Annotated in this window: 13 protein-coding genes; 2 read left to right on the top strand and 11 right to left on the bottom strand. The window is 63.9% G+C overall.

The window, feature by feature from the left end; genetic code table 11:
* Positions 1–7 precede the first annotated feature (7 nt).
* The 10 genes from AC0L3B_RS21645 to AC0L3B_RS21600 all read right to left on the bottom strand — a co-directional run bounded on the left by AC0L3B_RS21645 (position 8) and on the right by AC0L3B_RS21600 (position 10,999).
* Positions 8–163, bottom strand: coding sequence for a hypothetical protein (locus tag AC0L3B_RS21645; RefSeq protein ID WP_018457464.1), 156 nt, complete (start codon positions 161–163; stop codon positions 8–10).
* Between the two features lie 111 nt (positions 164–274).
* On the bottom strand, positions 275–790 hold the full coding sequence (locus AC0L3B_RS21640; RefSeq protein WP_018457463.1) for a septal ring lytic transglycosylase RlpA family protein: 516 nt from the start codon (positions 788–790) through the stop codon (positions 275–277).
* Positions 791–883: 93 nt separating this feature from the next.
* Complete coding sequence (locus AC0L3B_RS21635) at positions 884–1,105, bottom strand: hypothetical protein (protein ID WP_026233375.1); 222 nt, start codon at positions 1,103–1,105, stop codon at positions 884–886.
* Between the two features lie 30 nt (positions 1,106–1,135).
* On the bottom strand, positions 1,136–2,386 hold the full coding sequence (locus AC0L3B_RS21630) for a DUF1501 domain-containing protein (RefSeq protein ID WP_018457461.1): 1,251 nt from the start codon (positions 2,384–2,386) through the stop codon (positions 1,136–1,138).
* A gap of 2 nt (positions 2,387–2,388) precedes the next feature.
* Positions 2,389–3,840: a DUF1800 domain-containing protein gene (locus AC0L3B_RS21625; RefSeq protein ID WP_473381006.1), complete on the bottom strand. Its 1,452-nt coding sequence runs from the start codon at positions 3,838–3,840 to the stop codon at positions 2,389–2,391.
* A gap of 171 nt (positions 3,841–4,011) precedes the next feature.
* Positions 4,012–6,528 (bottom strand): M56 family metallopeptidase, encoded by a 2,517-nt coding sequence (locus tag AC0L3B_RS21620; RefSeq protein WP_018457459.1) that lies wholly within the window; start codon positions 6,526–6,528, stop codon positions 4,012–4,014.
* A complete protein-coding gene (locus AC0L3B_RS21615) occupies positions 6,525–6,917 on the bottom strand; it encodes a BlaI/MecI/CopY family transcriptional regulator (RefSeq protein ID WP_018457458.1) in 393 nt (130 codons plus the stop codon). Before AC0L3B_RS21615 ends, AC0L3B_RS21620 begins: the two co-directional genes overlap by 4 nt.
* Positions 6,918–7,178: 261 nt before the next feature.
* On the bottom strand, positions 7,179–8,831 hold the full coding sequence (locus AC0L3B_RS21610; protein WP_083926483.1) for an NAD-dependent malic enzyme: 1,653 nt from the start codon (positions 8,829–8,831) through the stop codon (positions 7,179–7,181).
* Between the two features lie 313 nt (positions 8,832–9,144).
* Positions 9,145–10,140 (bottom strand): tripartite tricarboxylate transporter substrate-binding protein, encoded by a 996-nt coding sequence (locus AC0L3B_RS21605; RefSeq protein ID WP_085350245.1) that lies wholly within the window; start codon positions 10,138–10,140, stop codon positions 9,145–9,147.
* Between the two features lie 385 nt (positions 10,141–10,525).
* Positions 10,526–10,999, bottom strand: a complete 474-nt coding sequence (locus tag AC0L3B_RS21600) for a winged helix-turn-helix transcriptional regulator (RefSeq protein ID WP_018454364.1) — start codon at positions 10,997–10,999, stop codon at positions 10,526–10,528.
* A gap of 126 nt (positions 11,000–11,125) precedes the next feature.
* Between AC0L3B_RS21600 and AC0L3B_RS21595 the strand changes: the two genes are divergently transcribed.
* Together AC0L3B_RS21595 and AC0L3B_RS21590 are read left to right on the top strand one after the other, a co-directional pair.
* Complete coding sequence (locus AC0L3B_RS21595) at positions 11,126–12,100, top strand: zinc-dependent alcohol dehydrogenase family protein (RefSeq protein WP_018454363.1); 975 nt, start codon at positions 11,126–11,128, stop codon at positions 12,098–12,100.
* Between the two features lie 249 nt (positions 12,101–12,349).
* The gene (locus tag AC0L3B_RS21590) at positions 12,350–12,925 is read left to right on the top strand and encodes a hypothetical protein (protein WP_473381005.1); all 576 of its coding nucleotides are present in this window, start codon (positions 12,350–12,352) and stop codon (positions 12,923–12,925) included.
* A 334-nt stretch (positions 12,926–13,259) separates the two neighbouring features.
* Here the strand turns inward: AC0L3B_RS21590 and AC0L3B_RS21585 are convergent, their stop codons facing one another.
* Entirely contained in the window at positions 13,260–15,581 is a 2,322-nt protein-coding gene (locus tag AC0L3B_RS21585; protein WP_473381004.1) for a mechanosensitive ion channel domain-containing protein, read from the bottom strand.
* Positions 15,582–16,498 lie beyond the last annotated feature (917 nt).

Raw genomic sequence — 16,498 nt, 5'->3', positions numbered from 1 at the left:
ATGAGAATCAGGCGCGCCGGTACTTGCCGGCGATGACCTCGATCTCGCGGCGGCGTTCGTGCGCGAAGGTCAGGAGCTTTTCGATCGTCAATGTATCCGTGATCCGTTTGGCCAGCCGCTCGGCGCGTGCGGCCTGATCTTCGAGATACTGGATCGTGGTCAAACGCCGCCTCCCAAGAGCTTAGATCTAGTCCCGAATGATTGGGTATCCATGGTGGCTTGAGGCGGCTAACAGCCGGTTAAGCACAGCGCTTCGGATCGATGCAGCCGCAAATTATTGCACCACGTCGAGCCGGACATTGGTGACACCCTTGTCGACCATGCCGAGCGCCTCCGCCGCGGAGGGAGAGACGTCGACCACGCGTCCGCGAACATACGGCCCGCGATCGTTGATCCTGACGGTGACGAAGCGGCCGGATGAGACATCGGTGACGCGCAGCTTGGTGCCGAACGGCAGGCTGGGATGGGCCGCGGTCAATTCGTTCTTGTCGAACCTCTCGCCGCTCGCCGTCTCCGTGTCCGAATAGAAACTGGCGACGCCGTGGGAGACGCTCTGCTTTGCATCACCGTCGGGGATGCGCGCCCGGCTGATCGGACGCGGATGCAGCGCCGCCACCCTGTGCGGTCGTTCGACAGCGGCCTGGCGGTGGGTGCCGAGATCGGCCTTCTGGTGGCCGACCGGCGATTGCGCACACGCCGCAAGCGACGCCGCGCCGATGGTGGCGAGCAGGATCCGGCACAGGCTTGCCGGCGAAATCCGGGCATTTTCGGCACGTGCAAAGCAAGACATGATGCGCCCTCCGAATGGCCCCGAGTTTCGGTGGGCAATGAGGGCAGAACCTTGTCGGAACGAAAGCGCGCCTGAGGCCGCAGCCGTTTCGGGTTAGCTGTGGCGATTCCACCACACTGGCTTGTCCTGAATCGAGACAGGCTCGTGGGATAAGCCCGATACGACGCGCCAGATCGGGCGCGTCTCCGGCGGAACCTCGTCAGGTTCGGCGCCGCTCCTCGAGAGCCGCGCGAGCTCGCGCCGATAGAGCCGCTGCCAGCCGGTCTTCAAGCTGGCGAGAAAGTCGAGCTCCCGTTGTGTCAGCGTGCACATCATGAACCCGATCCGGTTGCGAGAGCCGCGTCGTCAGCCGACGAGGCCTCCCATCGGTTTGACGTCGGCGCTGCCCGGGAAGACGGCTTCTGCGAGCACCTTCTCCTCGACGCGCAGATGATCCCTCAGCAGGCCTTTCAGCACCGCGCGCAAATCCGTGGTCGGCTTGAGATCGCGATCCTCGAAGAGTTGCGCCGGCTTCAGACCGGGCCAGTCCGCGATCACGCGACCACCGTTGAGCCCGCCGCCGATCAGGAAAGCGACCGTGCCCGTGCCGTGGTCGGTACCCTGCGTACCGTTGATGCGCGCGGTTCGCCCGAACTCGGTGACGACGGCCACGACTGTTTCGCGCCACGCTTCGCCCATATTGCTCTCGATCGCGGCAAAGGCGCCGTCGAGAGCACCGAGCAGATTGTAGAGCTGGCCCGAGGCCACGCCCTCGGCGATGTGCGTATCCCAGCCGACGAAGCCCATGGCGCCGACACGCGGGCCGTCAGGCTTGGCGAGATAGCGCGCGGCCGTGCCGGCGGCTTCGGCGAAATAGGCGCGCACGCGCGCGATGCCGGGCGGCGGCAAGGTCGGATCGTCGGACATCGGATCGCCCGCGCCTGGTGCGCCGCCGAGCGAAGCGAGCCTCATGCGGGCCTGGAGCACGGTCGCAAGCTTCGGATCGGTGTGCTGGTAGAGATCGAGCAGGCGGTTCTGCGTGTCCTCGCTCGCCGGCAACAATCTCTGCGGCACCCATGTCATGACGGGCGCCGAACCGCGCACCACCAGCGGCGTCACGGAGCCGATGCCGAGCGCGCGGCTGCCGCGCGGGTCGACACGCCCGCTGGATTCCAGCGCGAGCAGCGCGCGGTTGAGCCATCCCGAGCTGGTCATGCCCGGCTTGACGAGCCCGCTTTCCAGCACGTCCTGGCCGTCGAAATGCGAACGCTCGCGATAGGGCGTCGCGGCGGCATGGACGATCGCAGCCTTGCCGCTCTTGTAGAGCCGATGCAGATTCGGCATCGCCGGATTGAGCGCGAAGAAGGCATCGAGCGGCAGCGCGGGCGGCTTGCCGTCCAGCACCAGCGCACGATCGCCGCGCAAGGAGATCCAGTCGGGATCGCCGACCGGCGCAACCGCGCCAAGGCCGTCGAGCGCACCGCGCAGCACAATGACCAGCAGGCGCGGATCGCGCCCTTCGGCACGCGCGATCCGCGGCATCTGGCTCCACGTGAACAGCGCGCCGGAGCCGACCAGAAGCTCGCGCCGCGTGGGCAGATGATGGTCAAAGCCCATGGTCACCTCCTCTGGAAATCCGCCGACATGAACAACAGCGCGAGCGCCTGCTGCCGGCTCTCGGCGCGGCCGACGGCCTGCTTCACCTCGGGTGATATCTCCGATGCGAAGACGTCCTCGATGATCGCCTGCGGATCAGCCGTACCGGCGAGGCGCTCGGCAAAATTGTTGGCGATGTCGAGCCGCCGGCCGACGCCGTCGATCCAGCTCGCCTCGTCGTCCGGATAGCCCTTGGGCGCGGATGGACGCCACAGCGCCTCGCCGAGCAGCTCCAGCCCGCCGGTGAAGCGGACTGGATCGACCGTCGTGGCGCCGGTCGCGCGCACCATGCCAACGCCCCACTCGCTGGGACGCTTGAGCTTCGACGGCGGCCCGCGCCAGGCCTCGTCCAAGGACACCATCGCGATCGCGACCTGCTTAAGATCGCCCTCGGTGTCGCGAAAAGTCTTCGCCATCTGCTCGATCAGCACAGGCGGCGGCTCGTCGGCGACGAAATGGCGCGCGAGCTTGGTCGCGATATGGGTTGCGGTCGCCGGATGCGCGGCGAGATCGCGCAGCACCGCGCGGCCCTGCTCGGCATCCTCCTGCTCGTAGCGCTTGCCGAGCACGGTTTGCCCGCCGGGCTCGTGCAGCCGCGGATTGAAGGTGAACTCGCCACCGTGCTCGGGATTGTCGCCGGGCGGCACCAGCGTCCATCCCGTCAACACATTGGCGAAGCTGATGACGTCGTCCTGGGTGTAGCCGGCGCGCACGCCGAGCGTATGCAGCTCCATGATCTCGCGCGCGATGTTCTCGTTGAGGCCGCGGCTGCGGTTGATGCCGGCGATCGAGTTCGCACCCATCGAGCCGAGATTGTCGAGATAGAACAGCATCGCCGGATGGCCCTCGACGGCCAACAGGAGATCGACGAAGCGGCCGAGCATATTGGCGCGAACGGCTTCGCGCTCATAGGCGCCGGACATGCTCTGGATCTTGTTGGCCGAGATGCAGAAATGGTTGGACCAGAACCACACCAGCCGCTCGGCGAAGCCGATCTCGGCGGCAAGCGCGGCTTCCGTGCGCAGCTTGGCTTCCTGCAAATAGATCGGACGCCCGGGATCGGGCACGGCCTCGGCCGCCTGCTTGGCCGCCATCTCGGCGGCGTCCTTGTCCGCACCCTGCCCTTGCGTCTGGTCTTCCGACATTGTCGGCGCGGACGCCGTCTGCTGCCTCTTGGCCTGCTGCTGCGCCTGCTTGGCCCTAGCCGCGCGCCGCGCATTGGCGTCGGCAACGGTGCAATAGGCCTTTGCGCTGGTGGGAAGGACGGCGGCGGCGGTCAGCGTGAGCGGCCGGTCGAGATCGGCGATCAGTGCGCCGCGCGGGTCGGTGCCGACGGCGGCGATCGATCCCGGTCGCGGCCCCATCCCGAAGCGATGAAGCGCCAGCACAGCTTCGGCCTTTGCGGAATTGGTCATCGCGAACGCCTGATTTTCTCGAGCCTGCCAGCGGCACGCCGCGCAAGGCTACGAACCGTAATGCTACATATCGTAGCATTTGCGGTGCTGGCCCGCAAGCAGAGATTGCGCTGTCCCGTCCGATATCGCGAGCCGCCCATCCGGCGTGACTGATGGACGGCCGCAACGCTCCTAGAAATTCGGCCCGAGCGCGATCTTGGTGATCGTGCCGTTCCTGACGCCGATCCGCCATTCCGCCGAGCCGTTGGCGAACTGGGCGATGTAGATGTCGCTGTCGAGCGCGGTGACGCCGCGGAACGAGACCGCACGCAGCGCGCCGAGCTTCGCCAGGATCGCCTGGTCGAACGGAAGCTGCTGCCGCGTGATGTCGGCGACTTCCGACGTCATGTGCTCGTAGTCCGGCTGGCCCTTGCCGACATCAGCGATATAGCGGCGCAGCATATCCTCGCCATTGGCGATCGGAACGGCGCGGCGGGCGGCGCGCCCCGGCTTCGCGCCCATGTTGGAAGCCTCGACATTGTGGAAGCGCGTCTGCCGACCCGGCATCAGCACCTCGAGGCACCGTCCGGACTTGTCGGCGATCACCCAGGGATTGTTCACCGTGGTCGTGGCCGCCCAGCTCATGTTGGGCCGGACCACGCTCTGGGCCTTGCGATTGCCGTCGGCATCGAGATTGAAGACGCGGATGTCCTCGCCCATCTCGTTGTAGACCATGATCCGGATCGGCGAAGTGCCGGCGCGGCCGCGCACATTCGCCTCCTCGGCGCACGTGACGATGCCGCCGAGCTCATCATTGCCGTCGGCCCGGAAGATGACGTCGCCGGCCTTGCCGTCTGGCTCGAGCAGCAGGCGGAATTCCGCCGTGCCGTTCTCGAATTTCGCACCATAGATGTCGTAGCCGCCCGGTCCGACGCCGCGGAAGAACAGCGACTCCACCGGACCGAGGGCGACGAAGGTCGCGTGCAACTCGTCGACCTGGCGGTGGACCTTGGCGGCGAGCGGTGCGCTCATCCGGTCGTAGTTCGGCGTGCCGCTGCGCAGATCCTCGATCCCGCGCAGGATCATCTCCTTGCCGCCGGCGACCGGGACCTGCTCGCGGAAACGATCGGGGACTTCCGCAACGCGACGCGCGAAGTCGGCCTCGATCGCCTGCGCCGCGGCCGCATCGATCCGCGGTGCGAGGCGGGCGCCGAACACCGCGTTCTGGACCAGCACGCGCGAGACCCTGGCCTGCTCGTCGCGCAGGAAAACCAGCAGATTGTCGCCACGGATCGAGAAGGCGTCGGCCCCCTCAGCGAGGAGCGCAGCCCGGCCCTGTACGGTTTCCTGCACCTGGAGCCGATCCCCGTCGCGGTCCACCGTGAGCACGCGGTTCGGTGCGATCCTGTACCAGCCCACATATTGATCGAGTGATCCGGAATCGGTGGCCGCCGTCGGCATCTCGGCAACGAGAAGTGCGCGGATGTCGCGTCCATTCATGCGCAGCATCAGCTCGGCGGAGCGGCGCTCCGCATCGAGCGGGAACGTGATCTCACCGGACGAGGCGGGGTAGGATGCGATGCCGTCAGTGCCGACCGTCAGGCGCAATTTGCGCTGCCCGGTGAGCTGGCCGTAGACCTCGTCGCCGTCGCGGAAGATCGCGAACACCGAGGTCGGACCCATGGCGTAGAAATTGACGAAGGGGCGGTAATGCTGGGCCGGCACCTCTCCACTATCCGCGGCGAGCGGCGCAGGCTCCGGCGTGCGATAGGCGATCATGCCGGCGGACACGATCACGGCCGGGACGATCGCAGCCGCGATCCACGCCCGCTTGCGCCAGCCGACCGCGACGGGCATCGCGGCGGCCGCGATGATGCGCTCGACGCGGGCGCGCACGGTCGAGGCCCGCGCCATCGCGAGCTCGACCGGCCGCGGGTTTACCGTGCTTGCAAAATCAAGCAGGATTTCCGCATAGGACAGCCGGTCGTCGATCACCTCGATGGCCTCGGCGTCGCTGATGATCTCGGCAAGTTCGGCCAGACGCGCGAGCTGCCACCACGAGAACGGGCTGAACCAGAACACCGCGCGATTGAGGGAGGCGAGCAGGAGTATATAGAAATCGCGGTTGGCGACATGCGCGCCCTCATGCGCGAGCACCGCGAGGCGCTTCTTGGCGTCCCAGCCGGAAAATTGCGGCGGCACCAGAATGGTCGAGCCAAACGTGACGGGACCGCCGACGTCGCGGCTGACGCGCACATCGGCGTCGACCATGCGCGGACCGTTGATCGGCCTTGCCGCGCGCGCGAGGCGCCAGGTCAGACAGAGGCCGATGGCCAGCCGCAGCAGCAACAGGCTGGCGACGCCGGCATGGATGACGGTAGCGATCAGCCACCAATTGATTGAGACGCCGTTCTTCGACGGCGGAATCGCCGCGCCGGGCGTCATCGGCTGCATGGGCTGCGGCATCTCGAACGTCGAGATATCAACTGGCATGACATCAGCCGGCACCGATACCGGCGATGGCAGCCGGGTGATCGTGACCGTCGGCCAATGCATCACGAACGGCATCGCCAGCGACGCCAGCAGCACGACGACCCACGCCGTCATGTGGACGTGCGGATTGCGCACGCGAAACAGGTTGAGGCCGAACCAGACGACGCCTCCCAGCACAAGGGAGCGCAGCGCCGCCTCCGCCAGAGTTGCGATCATTCTTTCTTCACTCCCCTCGCCTTCTTCGCCTTGGCCACCTGGTCGGCCAGTGTGCGCAACTGCTGCTGATCGAGCATCGCATTGTCGACCATGCCGACGAGGACCTCCTCCATCGAGCCGTTGCAGAACCAGTCGACGATGCGCTGCACCGCCTTGGCCGCAACCCGCGCGCGCTCTTCGGCTGCGTGGTAGACATAGGTGCGTCCGTCCACCGTGTGCCGAGCATAGCCCTTTTCTTCCAGCCGGCGCAGCACCGTGCGGACTGTCGATTCCTTCAGCCGACGCGACAGCTTCTCGCGCACAATTTCGGCCGTCACAGGACCATGGGCCCAAACCAGTTGCATGACCTCGTGCTCGAGGTCGCCCAGTTCGGGCAAACGATCGTCCATGGCGGCTTACCTTGATTGAATTTCTTGTAACGCTACAGAGCGTCGCATATACGGCCGCGCCGCGCAACCGGGTTTCTACCTGAAATGGTATCGCTGTGCTGACCTAACGTGGCTTGCTTCAAGCGGTCGTCGGGCCCGGGCTTGTCCGGGGCATCCACGTTCTTCGTACCATCCGGCGAGGCGTGGATGGCCGGGACATAGGCGAGCGGAAGCGACGCCGTCCTTCGGACGGCTATGCCCGGCCATGACGAGGCGGAGGCCTCAGTACTGCGGCTCGTACATCTGGGACTGAACCAGTCCCTTCACGTCGTTCGGCGCGGGTCCGTCCGCGAGCCCGCGCTGAAAGGCGACATCGGCGACGGCGGCGGCGATACGCACCGAGACTTCGCGGATGCGTGGCAGCGCCGGGTAGAGGCTGCCTTGCGCGAGATCGTCCTTGCCGACGCAATCGGCGAGCGTATGGGCGGCCGCCATGAACATCTCGTCCGTGACCAGCCGCGAGCGGCTGGCGATGACGCCGAGGCCGACGCCCGGGAAGATGTAGGAGTTGTTGCCCTGGCGCGGCACGAAGGTTCGGCCGTTGAGCTTGACGGGGTCATACGGACTGCCGCAGGCAAACAGCGCGCGGCCTCCGGTGTAGCGGTAGGCGTCCTCCGCCGAACATTCGGCCTTCGAAGTCGGATTGGAGAGCGCGAACACGATCGGCTGCTCGTTGAGCTCGGCCATCGCCTTGAGCACGTCGGGCGTGAAGGCGCCACCGACCGCGGCAACACCGATGATGGCGGTCGGCTTCAGCGTCCTGATCGCGGTGAGGAAATCGGCGATCGGCGCCTGACCGGCATGGGCATAACGGAGCTTGTGACCGGACAGGCCTTGGCGGGCGCCAACGACGAGGCCGCGGGAATCCACCAGCCAGTTGCGCCGAAGCGCCTCGGCTTCAGAGGCACCTTCCGCCATCATCGCGGACGTCACGAGATCGGCGATGCCGGTCGCGGCCTCGCCGGCGCCGAGGAACAGGATGCGCTGGTCCTTCAGCTTGCCGCCGTTGACGCGCAGCGCCGAAAACAGGCCGGCGAGCGCCACCGCAGCCGTGCCCTGGATGTCGTCGTTGAAGACGCAGGCCTCATCGCGGTATTTGTGCAGCAGCTTGAACGCCGAGTGGTTGGCGAAATCCTCGAACTGGATCAGCACACCCGGAAAGGTCTTTCGCGCGGCGACCATGAACTCGTCGACGAAGCTGTCATAGGCCTCGCCCGTGAGCCGCCGCTCGCGCAGGCCGAGATAATACGGGTCCTTCAGGAGCTCTTCGTTGTTGGTGCCGACGTCGAGCACGATCGGCAGGCACGTTTCGGGATGCACGCCGGCGCAGGCCGAATAGAGCGAGAGCTTTCCGACCGGAATGCCCATTCCGTTGGCGCCGAGATCGCCGAGGCCGAGGATGCGCTCGCCATCGGTGACGACGATCAGCTTGGCCGGATAGGGCCAGTTCTTCAGGATCTCGGCGATCTGGCCGCGATCGCGCGAGGAGATGAACATGCCGCGTGGCCGCTGGAAAATCAGGCCGTATTTCTGGCAGGCGAGCCCGACCGTCGGCGTGTAGATGATCGGTTGAATCTCGTCGATATTGTCGACGACGACGCGGAAGAACAGCGCCTCGTTGCGGTCGTGCAAGGCATTCAGCGCGACATATTTCTCGAGATCGGTCGGCAGCGTGCGCAGATTGACCAGCACGCGCTCGACCTGGGTCTCCATCGTCAGCACGCAAGGCGGCAGCAGGCCGCGCAGGCCGAGATCGTCGCGCTCCTGCGCGGAGAAGGCGGTGCCCTTGTTGAGCAGGGGATCGCGCAGCAGCGCCATGCCGTGCACGGAATCGGACGATGTCGAATGGGCGCTGACCCGAGCAGGTCTATTCACGAATTCCCCCAGGGAGTTTCTTATTGAAGGGCGAGCATTGTCGGCCAGCACTCACCTGAGATCAAGGACGCAGAAAACTGCGGCAAGCATTGTGATCCCGCACCGCAGCGAGGTTTTGGTGACAGACCGGTCGTCGTGCGCACGAAAAGGTTAACGCCGCGAGGCTGTCGTTCTCCTCATGGTGAGGAGCGCGGAACGCGCGTCTCCGGACGATGCTTTGCATCGCCGGGCGAACCACGCAGGCCCTGCTCTCGCTTGCGGCGCATCCTTCGAGACACCCGCTCCGCGGGCTCCTCAGGATGAGGCAGTGGTATTATTCCGCCTTGATGTCGGCGGCCTTCACGATCGGCCACCATTTCTCGGTCTCGGCCTTCTGGAAGGCTCCGAGCGCTGCGGGCGTCTGCTGATCGGGCGGAGGAATCTCCTGCCCCAATTCGCCAAACCGCTGCTTGACGGTAGGATCGGCAAGCACGGTGACGATCGCCGCGTTGAGCTTCGTGACGATCTCCTTCGGCGTGTTCTTCGGTGCCCAGATGCCGTGCCAGTAGGAGATGTAGAGACCGGGCAGCCCCGCCTCGTCGACGGTCGGGATGTCGGGCGCGGAGGCGAGCCGCGTCGGCGACGTCACCGCGAACGCCTTGATCGCACCGTTCTTGTAGTGCGGCAGCGAGTTCGAGGCCTGATCGAACATGATGTCGATCTGCCCGGCCACGAGGTCGATCATGGCGGGCCCCGCGCCGCGATACGGCACGAACTGGAAGTCGGTGCCGGTCCTCTCCTTGAAGAAGACACCGGCGACGTGGGCCCCCGTGCCGGCGCCGGCCGTGCCGGCAGTCACCTTGCCGGGGTTGGCCTTCAGCCACGCGATCATCTCTTTCAGAGTGTTGGCTTCGAGCGTCTTCCGGCCGACGATGAGCTGCGTGCCCATCGCGATCGTCGCGACCGGCTCGAAATCGGCGATCACGTCGTATGGCAGCTTGAAGATCGCGCCGTTGAGCACATGCGTGCCCCAATGGCCGATCGTGATCGTGGTGCCATCAGGCGTTGCGCGCGCGACGCGGGCGCCGGCGATGCTGCCGGAGGCGCCGGCGATGTTCTCCACCACGATCGACGTGTGCAATTCAGCGGCGATGCGTTCGGACAGGATGCGCGCCAGCGTATCGGTCGGACCGCCCGCCGCGAACGGCACCACGAGGGTGATCGGCCGCGACGGAAACGGCTGGGCGCTTAGCGGCGCGATCAACCCATAGGCGATCAGCCCAGCAATGACGATCGCATGATTATGCAATCCGGCCCACAGCCCCCGCATCAGTCTCCCCCCACGCTTTTTGTCGCCCGCATGTTGTCAGCAGGCTGGAGCCGGAGTGAACGCTGCGGCGCGGGCCGAGGCAAGCTGAAAATGATGTCGGACAGCTTAGGACATGTACTCATAAACTCGCGCTGCACTTCGTCTGAGGTCCACTCTGCCTCCGATACCGGCCGCGTTGGCGCACCTCACCCTAGGTCCGAGTTGGGCCATGTGTGGAAATCGCGTGGGGCCCGCTCAGCTGGCGTTAGTGCTTCATTGGCGCGTGTCCGACCGATGATCCGCAGGCTCGGCAAATCGCACGATGGGACCCCGCCTGCTCAATCGCTCAAGAACTTCTTTCTTACTTTCAGCAAGCCGATCAACATTATTGACCACAAACGTGTGATTACCTCCGCACTACTGGTCGCACCCGCTCCACTGGGACATGGTCGCCGTTTTTGCTGACGACCTTCAGAAACACTTCTTCCCGAGTCGCTTTGTCGATCATGCGGGCAGATCCTTTGCCGAGATGCTCATCTCCCCATTGGCTCAATGCCATCAGCACAGGCAATAGCTTGATGCCGGCTTTGGTGGGTTCGTATTGATAGCGCTTTCGCGCCCCCGGCTCCTTGTAAGGAGTTTTTTCAAAGATTCCGTACTCAACAAGTTTTTCCAGGCGCTCAGACAGCACCGCTCTTGGTATGCCCAAAAACGTTTGAAAGTCCTGGAAGCGGCGAACCCCCCATGAGGCCTCGCGCAAGATCAACAAGGTCCAGGTTTCACCAACAATCTCGAGCGTTCGCTTGATGGAGCAGTTGTTTTTTAGCTCCAACATCAAGCGAAGATCCAGCTCGGGCGAATGCGCTTTTTCTGAGTTCATTTTTCATACACAGGTTGACGTTAATGACAGTTCGTTATATGAACTTAGCATGGTTTGGCGTCGAGCGGTCAGGGAACCGTAAGATTACTTGGCGGAATGAGCCATACAGCTCTCGCGGAGGGGACAATGAAGTTTCTGCAAATGTCTAAGTTTGGCAAACCCACCGAGGTGGTTGAAGTTGTCGAAAGCGATCCACCCCCACCGCCGGCAGCAAATGAAGCCACGGTCGCGGTCGAATACTCAGCGATCGGACTTGCTGAACTTCTGATGATCCGTGGCATGTATGCGATCAGGCCGCAGCCGCCCGCGCCGCTCGGGAACGAAGCTATTGGCCGCGTTGTCGCCGTAGGAGCCTCGGTTAAAAATGTAAGGACTGGCGATCGTGTCGCCATTCCGATCGGGCTTCCCGTGTGGAGACAGGCCATCACGGTGCCGGCCACCGATCTCATCGTCTTGTCTGAGCAAGCCGATCCCCAACAGATGTCAATGCTTCGGATCAATCCGCTCACAGCGGCATTGCTCCTAACCGAGTATGTCGAACTCGGCAAGGACGACTGGGTCATCCAGAACGCCGGCAATTCCGGTGTGGGACGCAGCGTCATTGCGTTTGCAAAGGAGTTCGGACTGCGCTCGGTAAGCCTCGTGCGCAGACCAGAGCTGGTGGATGAGCTGAAGTCAGCCGGAGCTGACGTCGTCCTTGTCGATGGACCCGACGTTGTGAAGCAGGTCGCAGCGGCGACCGGCAAGGCTAAAATCAAGCTGGGCATCGACGGCGTGGGTGGCGAGTCCTCGCACTCGGTAGCGTCTTGCCTCGCGTCGAACACCAAGATGGTCGTCTATGGCGGCGTCAGCGGAAAGCCCGCGGCCATGAGTCCTCTGAACATCATTTTCAAGCAGATGACCCTGGAAGGGTTTTGGCTGGGATTTCCGCGCTTTCGAGATGCACACGAAAAGCTTGCGGCTCATACGCGGACAGCCGAGCGACTGATCGCCGAAGGCAAACTGCACGTTCCGGTCGCCGGCGTTTATTCGCTCGAGCAGGCAACTCAGGCCATGGCGCATGCGCAAAAAGGCGGGAAAGTCCTTCTGAAACCCAACTAATGGATGATCAACGGTCAGGCGCCCTTAATTCTAAGCGCCTGAAACCGCAGCTAGTGCGATATCGAAAGCGATGGCCCTAATTCCAATAGGGCGAACCGGAGGACACATGACTGCTCTTTTAGATCTGGTGCTTGAGTCTCACGGAACTCTTGAACGATGGCGAAAATTCAACGCGATCGACGTGAACCTCTCGATGCATGGTTCGCACTGGACTAGAAAGGGATGGGATAGTGTCTTCGAAATGTTCAATTGAAGGCGCAAACGAAAGAACAGCGAACTTGCTTTACGCACTTTACCGAAGAAGGCGTGCAAAGCATCTACGAACCGGATCGTGTTCGGCTAGAGACAATCGACGGGAAGCTTATCGAGGAGCGCGTACATCCAAGAAATGCGTTTGAAGGACATACTCTTCAGACGACGTGGGATAGGCTGCATCTGGCTTACTTTACCGGGTATGCACTTTGGAATTATCTGAATACTCCATTTATGTTTGTCACTGAGAGTGCCAAAGCGGAAGAGATAGACCCGGCGACCGACCAAGGCACGGTACGCCGGCGGCTCAAGATCACTTTTCCCGAGAAGGTTGGAACTCACTGTCCGGACCAGATATTCCACGTCGATGAAAACGGGCTCATCGCTCGTTTGGATTATACCACACTCGTCGCAGGTGGCGCTCCAGCCGCGCACTACATGTCCGAGTACAAGAACATTCAAGGGATTATGATGCCAACCAAACGGCGCGCGTTCAGGAGAAACCCGGACGGAAGTATAAATACCGAATCTGTCCTCGTCGGTATCGATATCTCTGCAATTGCTTTGACTTAAAAAAGCATTCAGACGGCAGGAAGCACGCAAGCAAATGGGTACCCCCCGACTGCCCCATGGCGCGCGCCGTGGGTGTCATCGGCGATTGGGGTAGACACAATCGACTTGAGGAGCGCGTACATCCAAGAAAAACGTTTGAAGGACACGCGCGAGTACGTTCATGGCGTGGACACAAACGAACTTAAGGGCAAGGCGGGGCCAAAAGGCGCCACCTCCTCTGTTCTGAGTTATCGTTGGCATGCCGACTTCCGGTTTGGATCACGAGCCGCCGATCACACGCAAGGTCGGACACTTCCGCTTTCGATTGGCAAGCCGACGTTTATGGACAGACTCTCTAGCCGACCGCTCGCCTTGGCGTCAGATGAGCGGCGCCATCAGCCGGCGGCGCGATGTGCATCAGGATGGTCTGGGTGGCGGATGCGACCTCGATGCCGTTGTGCTGGAAACGCTGCTTCATGCGGCGGTTGAATTCGCGCTGCACCGGCCAGCGGCCGGCCTCGGTGCAGCGGATCTGGCCGACGATCGACACCATGGCGCCGTCGACCTTGTCGATGCCCCAGAGCTCGAGATCGCCGCGGATCAGACTGCGGAATTCCACCTCGCGGCGCATCTCGTCGACGATGTCCTTGAGGATCTGGCCGGCGCGGTCGGTATCCTCCTTGTAGGCGACGTTGACGCTGACGGACGCATTGCCGGCGCCGCGGCTGGCATTGGTGATAGTCGTGACCGCGCTGAACGGCACGATGTGCACGGCACCGTCGCCGGCACGAAGCCTGATCGTGCGGATCGAGACGTTCTCGACCACGCCCGATAGCCCGGACACGCTGACGCTGTCGCCGACCTGGACGGTGTTCTCCAGCAGCAGGAACAGGCCGGTGATGAGATCCTGCACCAGCTTCTGCGAGCCGAAGCCGATGGCGATGCCGACGATGCCGGCGCCCGCCAGCAGCGGCGCGACGTTGACGCCGATCTCGCTGAGCGCCGTGAGCCCGACGACAGTGGCGATCACGCACAGCAAGGCCGTGCGCAGCATCGGCTGAAAGGTCCGCAGCCGCGCGGCCCGGGCATAGTGCCCATCGCGCGACAGCGTATTGATCTGGCGGTCCAGCAGCGCGTTGCTGGCTTCCCAGATCGCAGCTGCGATGAACACGGCAAGTCCGATCGTCACCACCGCCGAGATCAGCCGGCTGCCGATCTGGCCCCCATAAAACCATACGATGGCGTCGACGCCCCAGACTTCGAGCACGGCCACCAGGCCGATGAAGGCGATCACGCCGGATACGATCTTGCGCAGCAGCGGCAGGTAGCGGTTGGCGCGGATCTCGAGGCCCGGAAAGCGCTGGAGGATCTCGGGCTTGATGCGGAAGCCGCGGTCGATCAGGCCCAGCGTCAGCATGATGGCGACACGCGTGATCAGCGCCACCGCGATGGTGCCGACGAAATATTGCAGCAGCAACGAATAGCCGTTGCGAATGTTCAGCGCCCACACGGCCCACAGCGCAAGGTCGAGCGCGATGGCGAGATAGTGCCAGCCGCCCGCGATGCGGTTGCGCAGTCGCGCCGCGATCCCCTGCCGGTCGGCCGGCGCGCGGATCGCTTCGGCGACCTGGCGGCGGCATTGCAGGATGATGACGACGATGAAGAGATGCACGACCAGCATCACCATGCGCAGGAGAGCGGCGTAGCCGCCGCGATGCAGGCCGAGCAGCAGCGCCACATTCGCAAAGGCGATGCCGGAGACGCCGACACCGACGATACGGCGCGCCCAGATCTCGATATAGGCGGCGGTTTCGGCCTTGACCGGAAACAAGCCGAACGGTCCCGCCAGCACACGGACCACACAGATGAGCCCGCGCGAGAACGCATAGGCGTTGACGACGGCGAGGATCACGAGACGGACGGTGGTGGGCCCGCCGATCTCGGTGCCGAGCAGCGCCGTGGCGAGGCCGACAAAGACCAACACGGGTAGCAGCTCGAGCAGGAAGCGTCCCAGCACGAGCGGCAGCCGCAGCATGATTTGCCAGGCCCGCGCCAGGCTGTGGCGGCGCATGTGCAGTTCGGGCGCCGGGGTGACATCGGCCACGGATGACGGCGGATCGGCAATGGGCAACACCTGCACCGGCAGACGCGCCGTTTGCGGCATGCGCCCTTCCAGGAACACGACGGGGCGGCGGATCAGACGGAAGATCACCCATTCGGCGCAGAAGGCGCAGCCGAACACCAGCGCAAGCTTCCAGGCGATCTCGATCAGGAGATTGTAGGCCGCGGGATCGTTCGCGGTCCGCACGATCCAGTAATAGAACGCCGGGAAGTGCGTGAGCGTCCTGGCCATATCGGCGACGTCTCGCGAAATCTCGCCGATTTCCTCGGACACGGTGAGCATGAGCTGCGCACCGAGGCCGTCGGCCGCGAGCGGGATCGGCGATTTTGGCTCGGGCGCGGGCTGCTGTGCACCGGACGCATTGGCGATCGCGCGCAGCGTGTCAATCATCTGCGCGCGCTTCTTGTCGTCCTGCAGCGTTTCCAGCGCGCGCTTGGCCTCATCGGGCGACAACGCGGCAGCGCTACTCGTCGGCGGCGCGGCGCGGGCGCAGGAGAGAGATGAGATCGCGATCAAGAGCGCGGCGAGAAGCGCGGAGGCAAGCTTATGCGACACGAGGGATCCCTGGGAAAATGAATGCGACGGCGACGTCGGGCCCGTCACCGCCGAAGCACATGCATCATGTCGGATCGACGCTATTCGCCCGGGCGCTGTGTCGGAAGTTGGCCAATGAGGCGACATTCTCTTGGCATTTGCCGCGGTGCAGGAAACGGGAACCGCGGTCTCAAGGCAGGACGTGCAGCGATCGGAATGCAGGCACGCGGCTGGAAGCTCAACCGCGGCCATTCTTCGAGACGCCCGCCTGCGGCGAGCCCTCAGGATGAGGGATGAATATGCGGCAACATTTCAACGCGGTGGATGCAGCTGAGCCTCATCCTGAGGAGCCGCAGAACGCGGCGTCTCGAAGGACGAGGCGCTCGCTCAGGCGCCGCTCAGACGTCATATGCGACAGCCCTGATATGCGACAGCCCTCCGTCATTCCGGGAGTCGGCCCGGAATGACGGCCGTGAGGAGGAGGAAGAGAGAAGCACGATGTCAAAAGCACGGCGGCCGCGTCACGGCGCTCCGACGTGGATCGGTGTGCAATCGATGTGATGCACAATACAGCGCCGGGCAGGTAGGGGCTATGCCACACTGATGCAGCCCTCTAAACCTTGGCCCGGCGTGCCGTTCGCGGTTTTCTGCCGCTATGCGATAGTCCGAACGAGCTCCATCGCACTTAACGCGGCTGGATCTGCGGAGGTGGTGTCATAGACCTCCCCTTGCTCTTGATGTGGACGTTGCGCGTCGCTTGTTTGCGACCATTGAGATGGTCCTCCCGTGACGCAGAACTGTCAAGCAAGATCAACGGCGCGCAAATCACATTTGAGGGCGCGTTCCATCTGACTGCGACGGATTCGCTTGCAGCGAAATGCGAGATGTGGGCGAATTGCGAGGCCGCCCTTCCCGCCAATGTAGAACGCTTCTGCTAC

The sequence above is a fragment of the Bradyrhizobium sp. Kon56 genome, assembly GCF_055807635.1.
This window is presented reverse-complemented; position numbering and strand designations above follow the sequence as displayed.

What these genes read in the sequence shown, in the direction of transcription:
- AC0L3B_RS21635 (WP_026233375.1), bottom strand. Translation starts at nt 1,105, where the DNA reads ATGATGTGCACGCTGACACAACGGGAGCTCGACTTTCTCGCCAGCTTG.
- AC0L3B_RS21595 (WP_018454363.1), top strand. Translation starts at nt 11,126, where the DNA reads ATGAAGTTTCTGCAAATGTCTAAGTTTGGCAAACCCACCGAGGTGGTT.
- AC0L3B_RS21630 (WP_018457461.1), bottom strand. Translation starts at nt 2,386, where the DNA reads ATGGGCTTTGACCATCATCTGCCCACGCGGCGCGAGCTTCTGGTCGGC.
- AC0L3B_RS21605 (WP_085350245.1), bottom strand. Translation starts at nt 10,140, where the DNA reads ATGCGGGGGCTGTGGGCCGGATTGCATAATCATGCGATCGTCATTGCT.
- AC0L3B_RS21640 (WP_018457463.1), bottom strand. Translation starts at nt 790, where the DNA reads ATGTCTTGCTTTGCACGTGCCGAAAATGCCCGGATTTCGCCGGCAAGC.
- AC0L3B_RS21620 (WP_018457459.1), bottom strand. Translation starts at nt 6,528, where the DNA reads ATGATCGCAACTCTGGCGGAGGCGGCGCTGCGCTCCCTTGTGCTGGGA.
- AC0L3B_RS21625 (WP_473381006.1), bottom strand. Translation starts at nt 3,840, where the DNA reads ATGACCAATTCCGCAAAGGCCGAAGCTGTGCTGGCGCTTCATCGCTTC.
- AC0L3B_RS21600 (WP_018454364.1), bottom strand. Translation starts at nt 10,999, where the DNA reads ATGAACTCAGAAAAAGCGCATTCGCCCGAGCTGGATCTTCGCTTGATG.
- AC0L3B_RS21615 (WP_018457458.1), bottom strand. Translation starts at nt 6,917, where the DNA reads ATGGACGATCGTTTGCCCGAACTGGGCGACCTCGAGCACGAGGTCATG.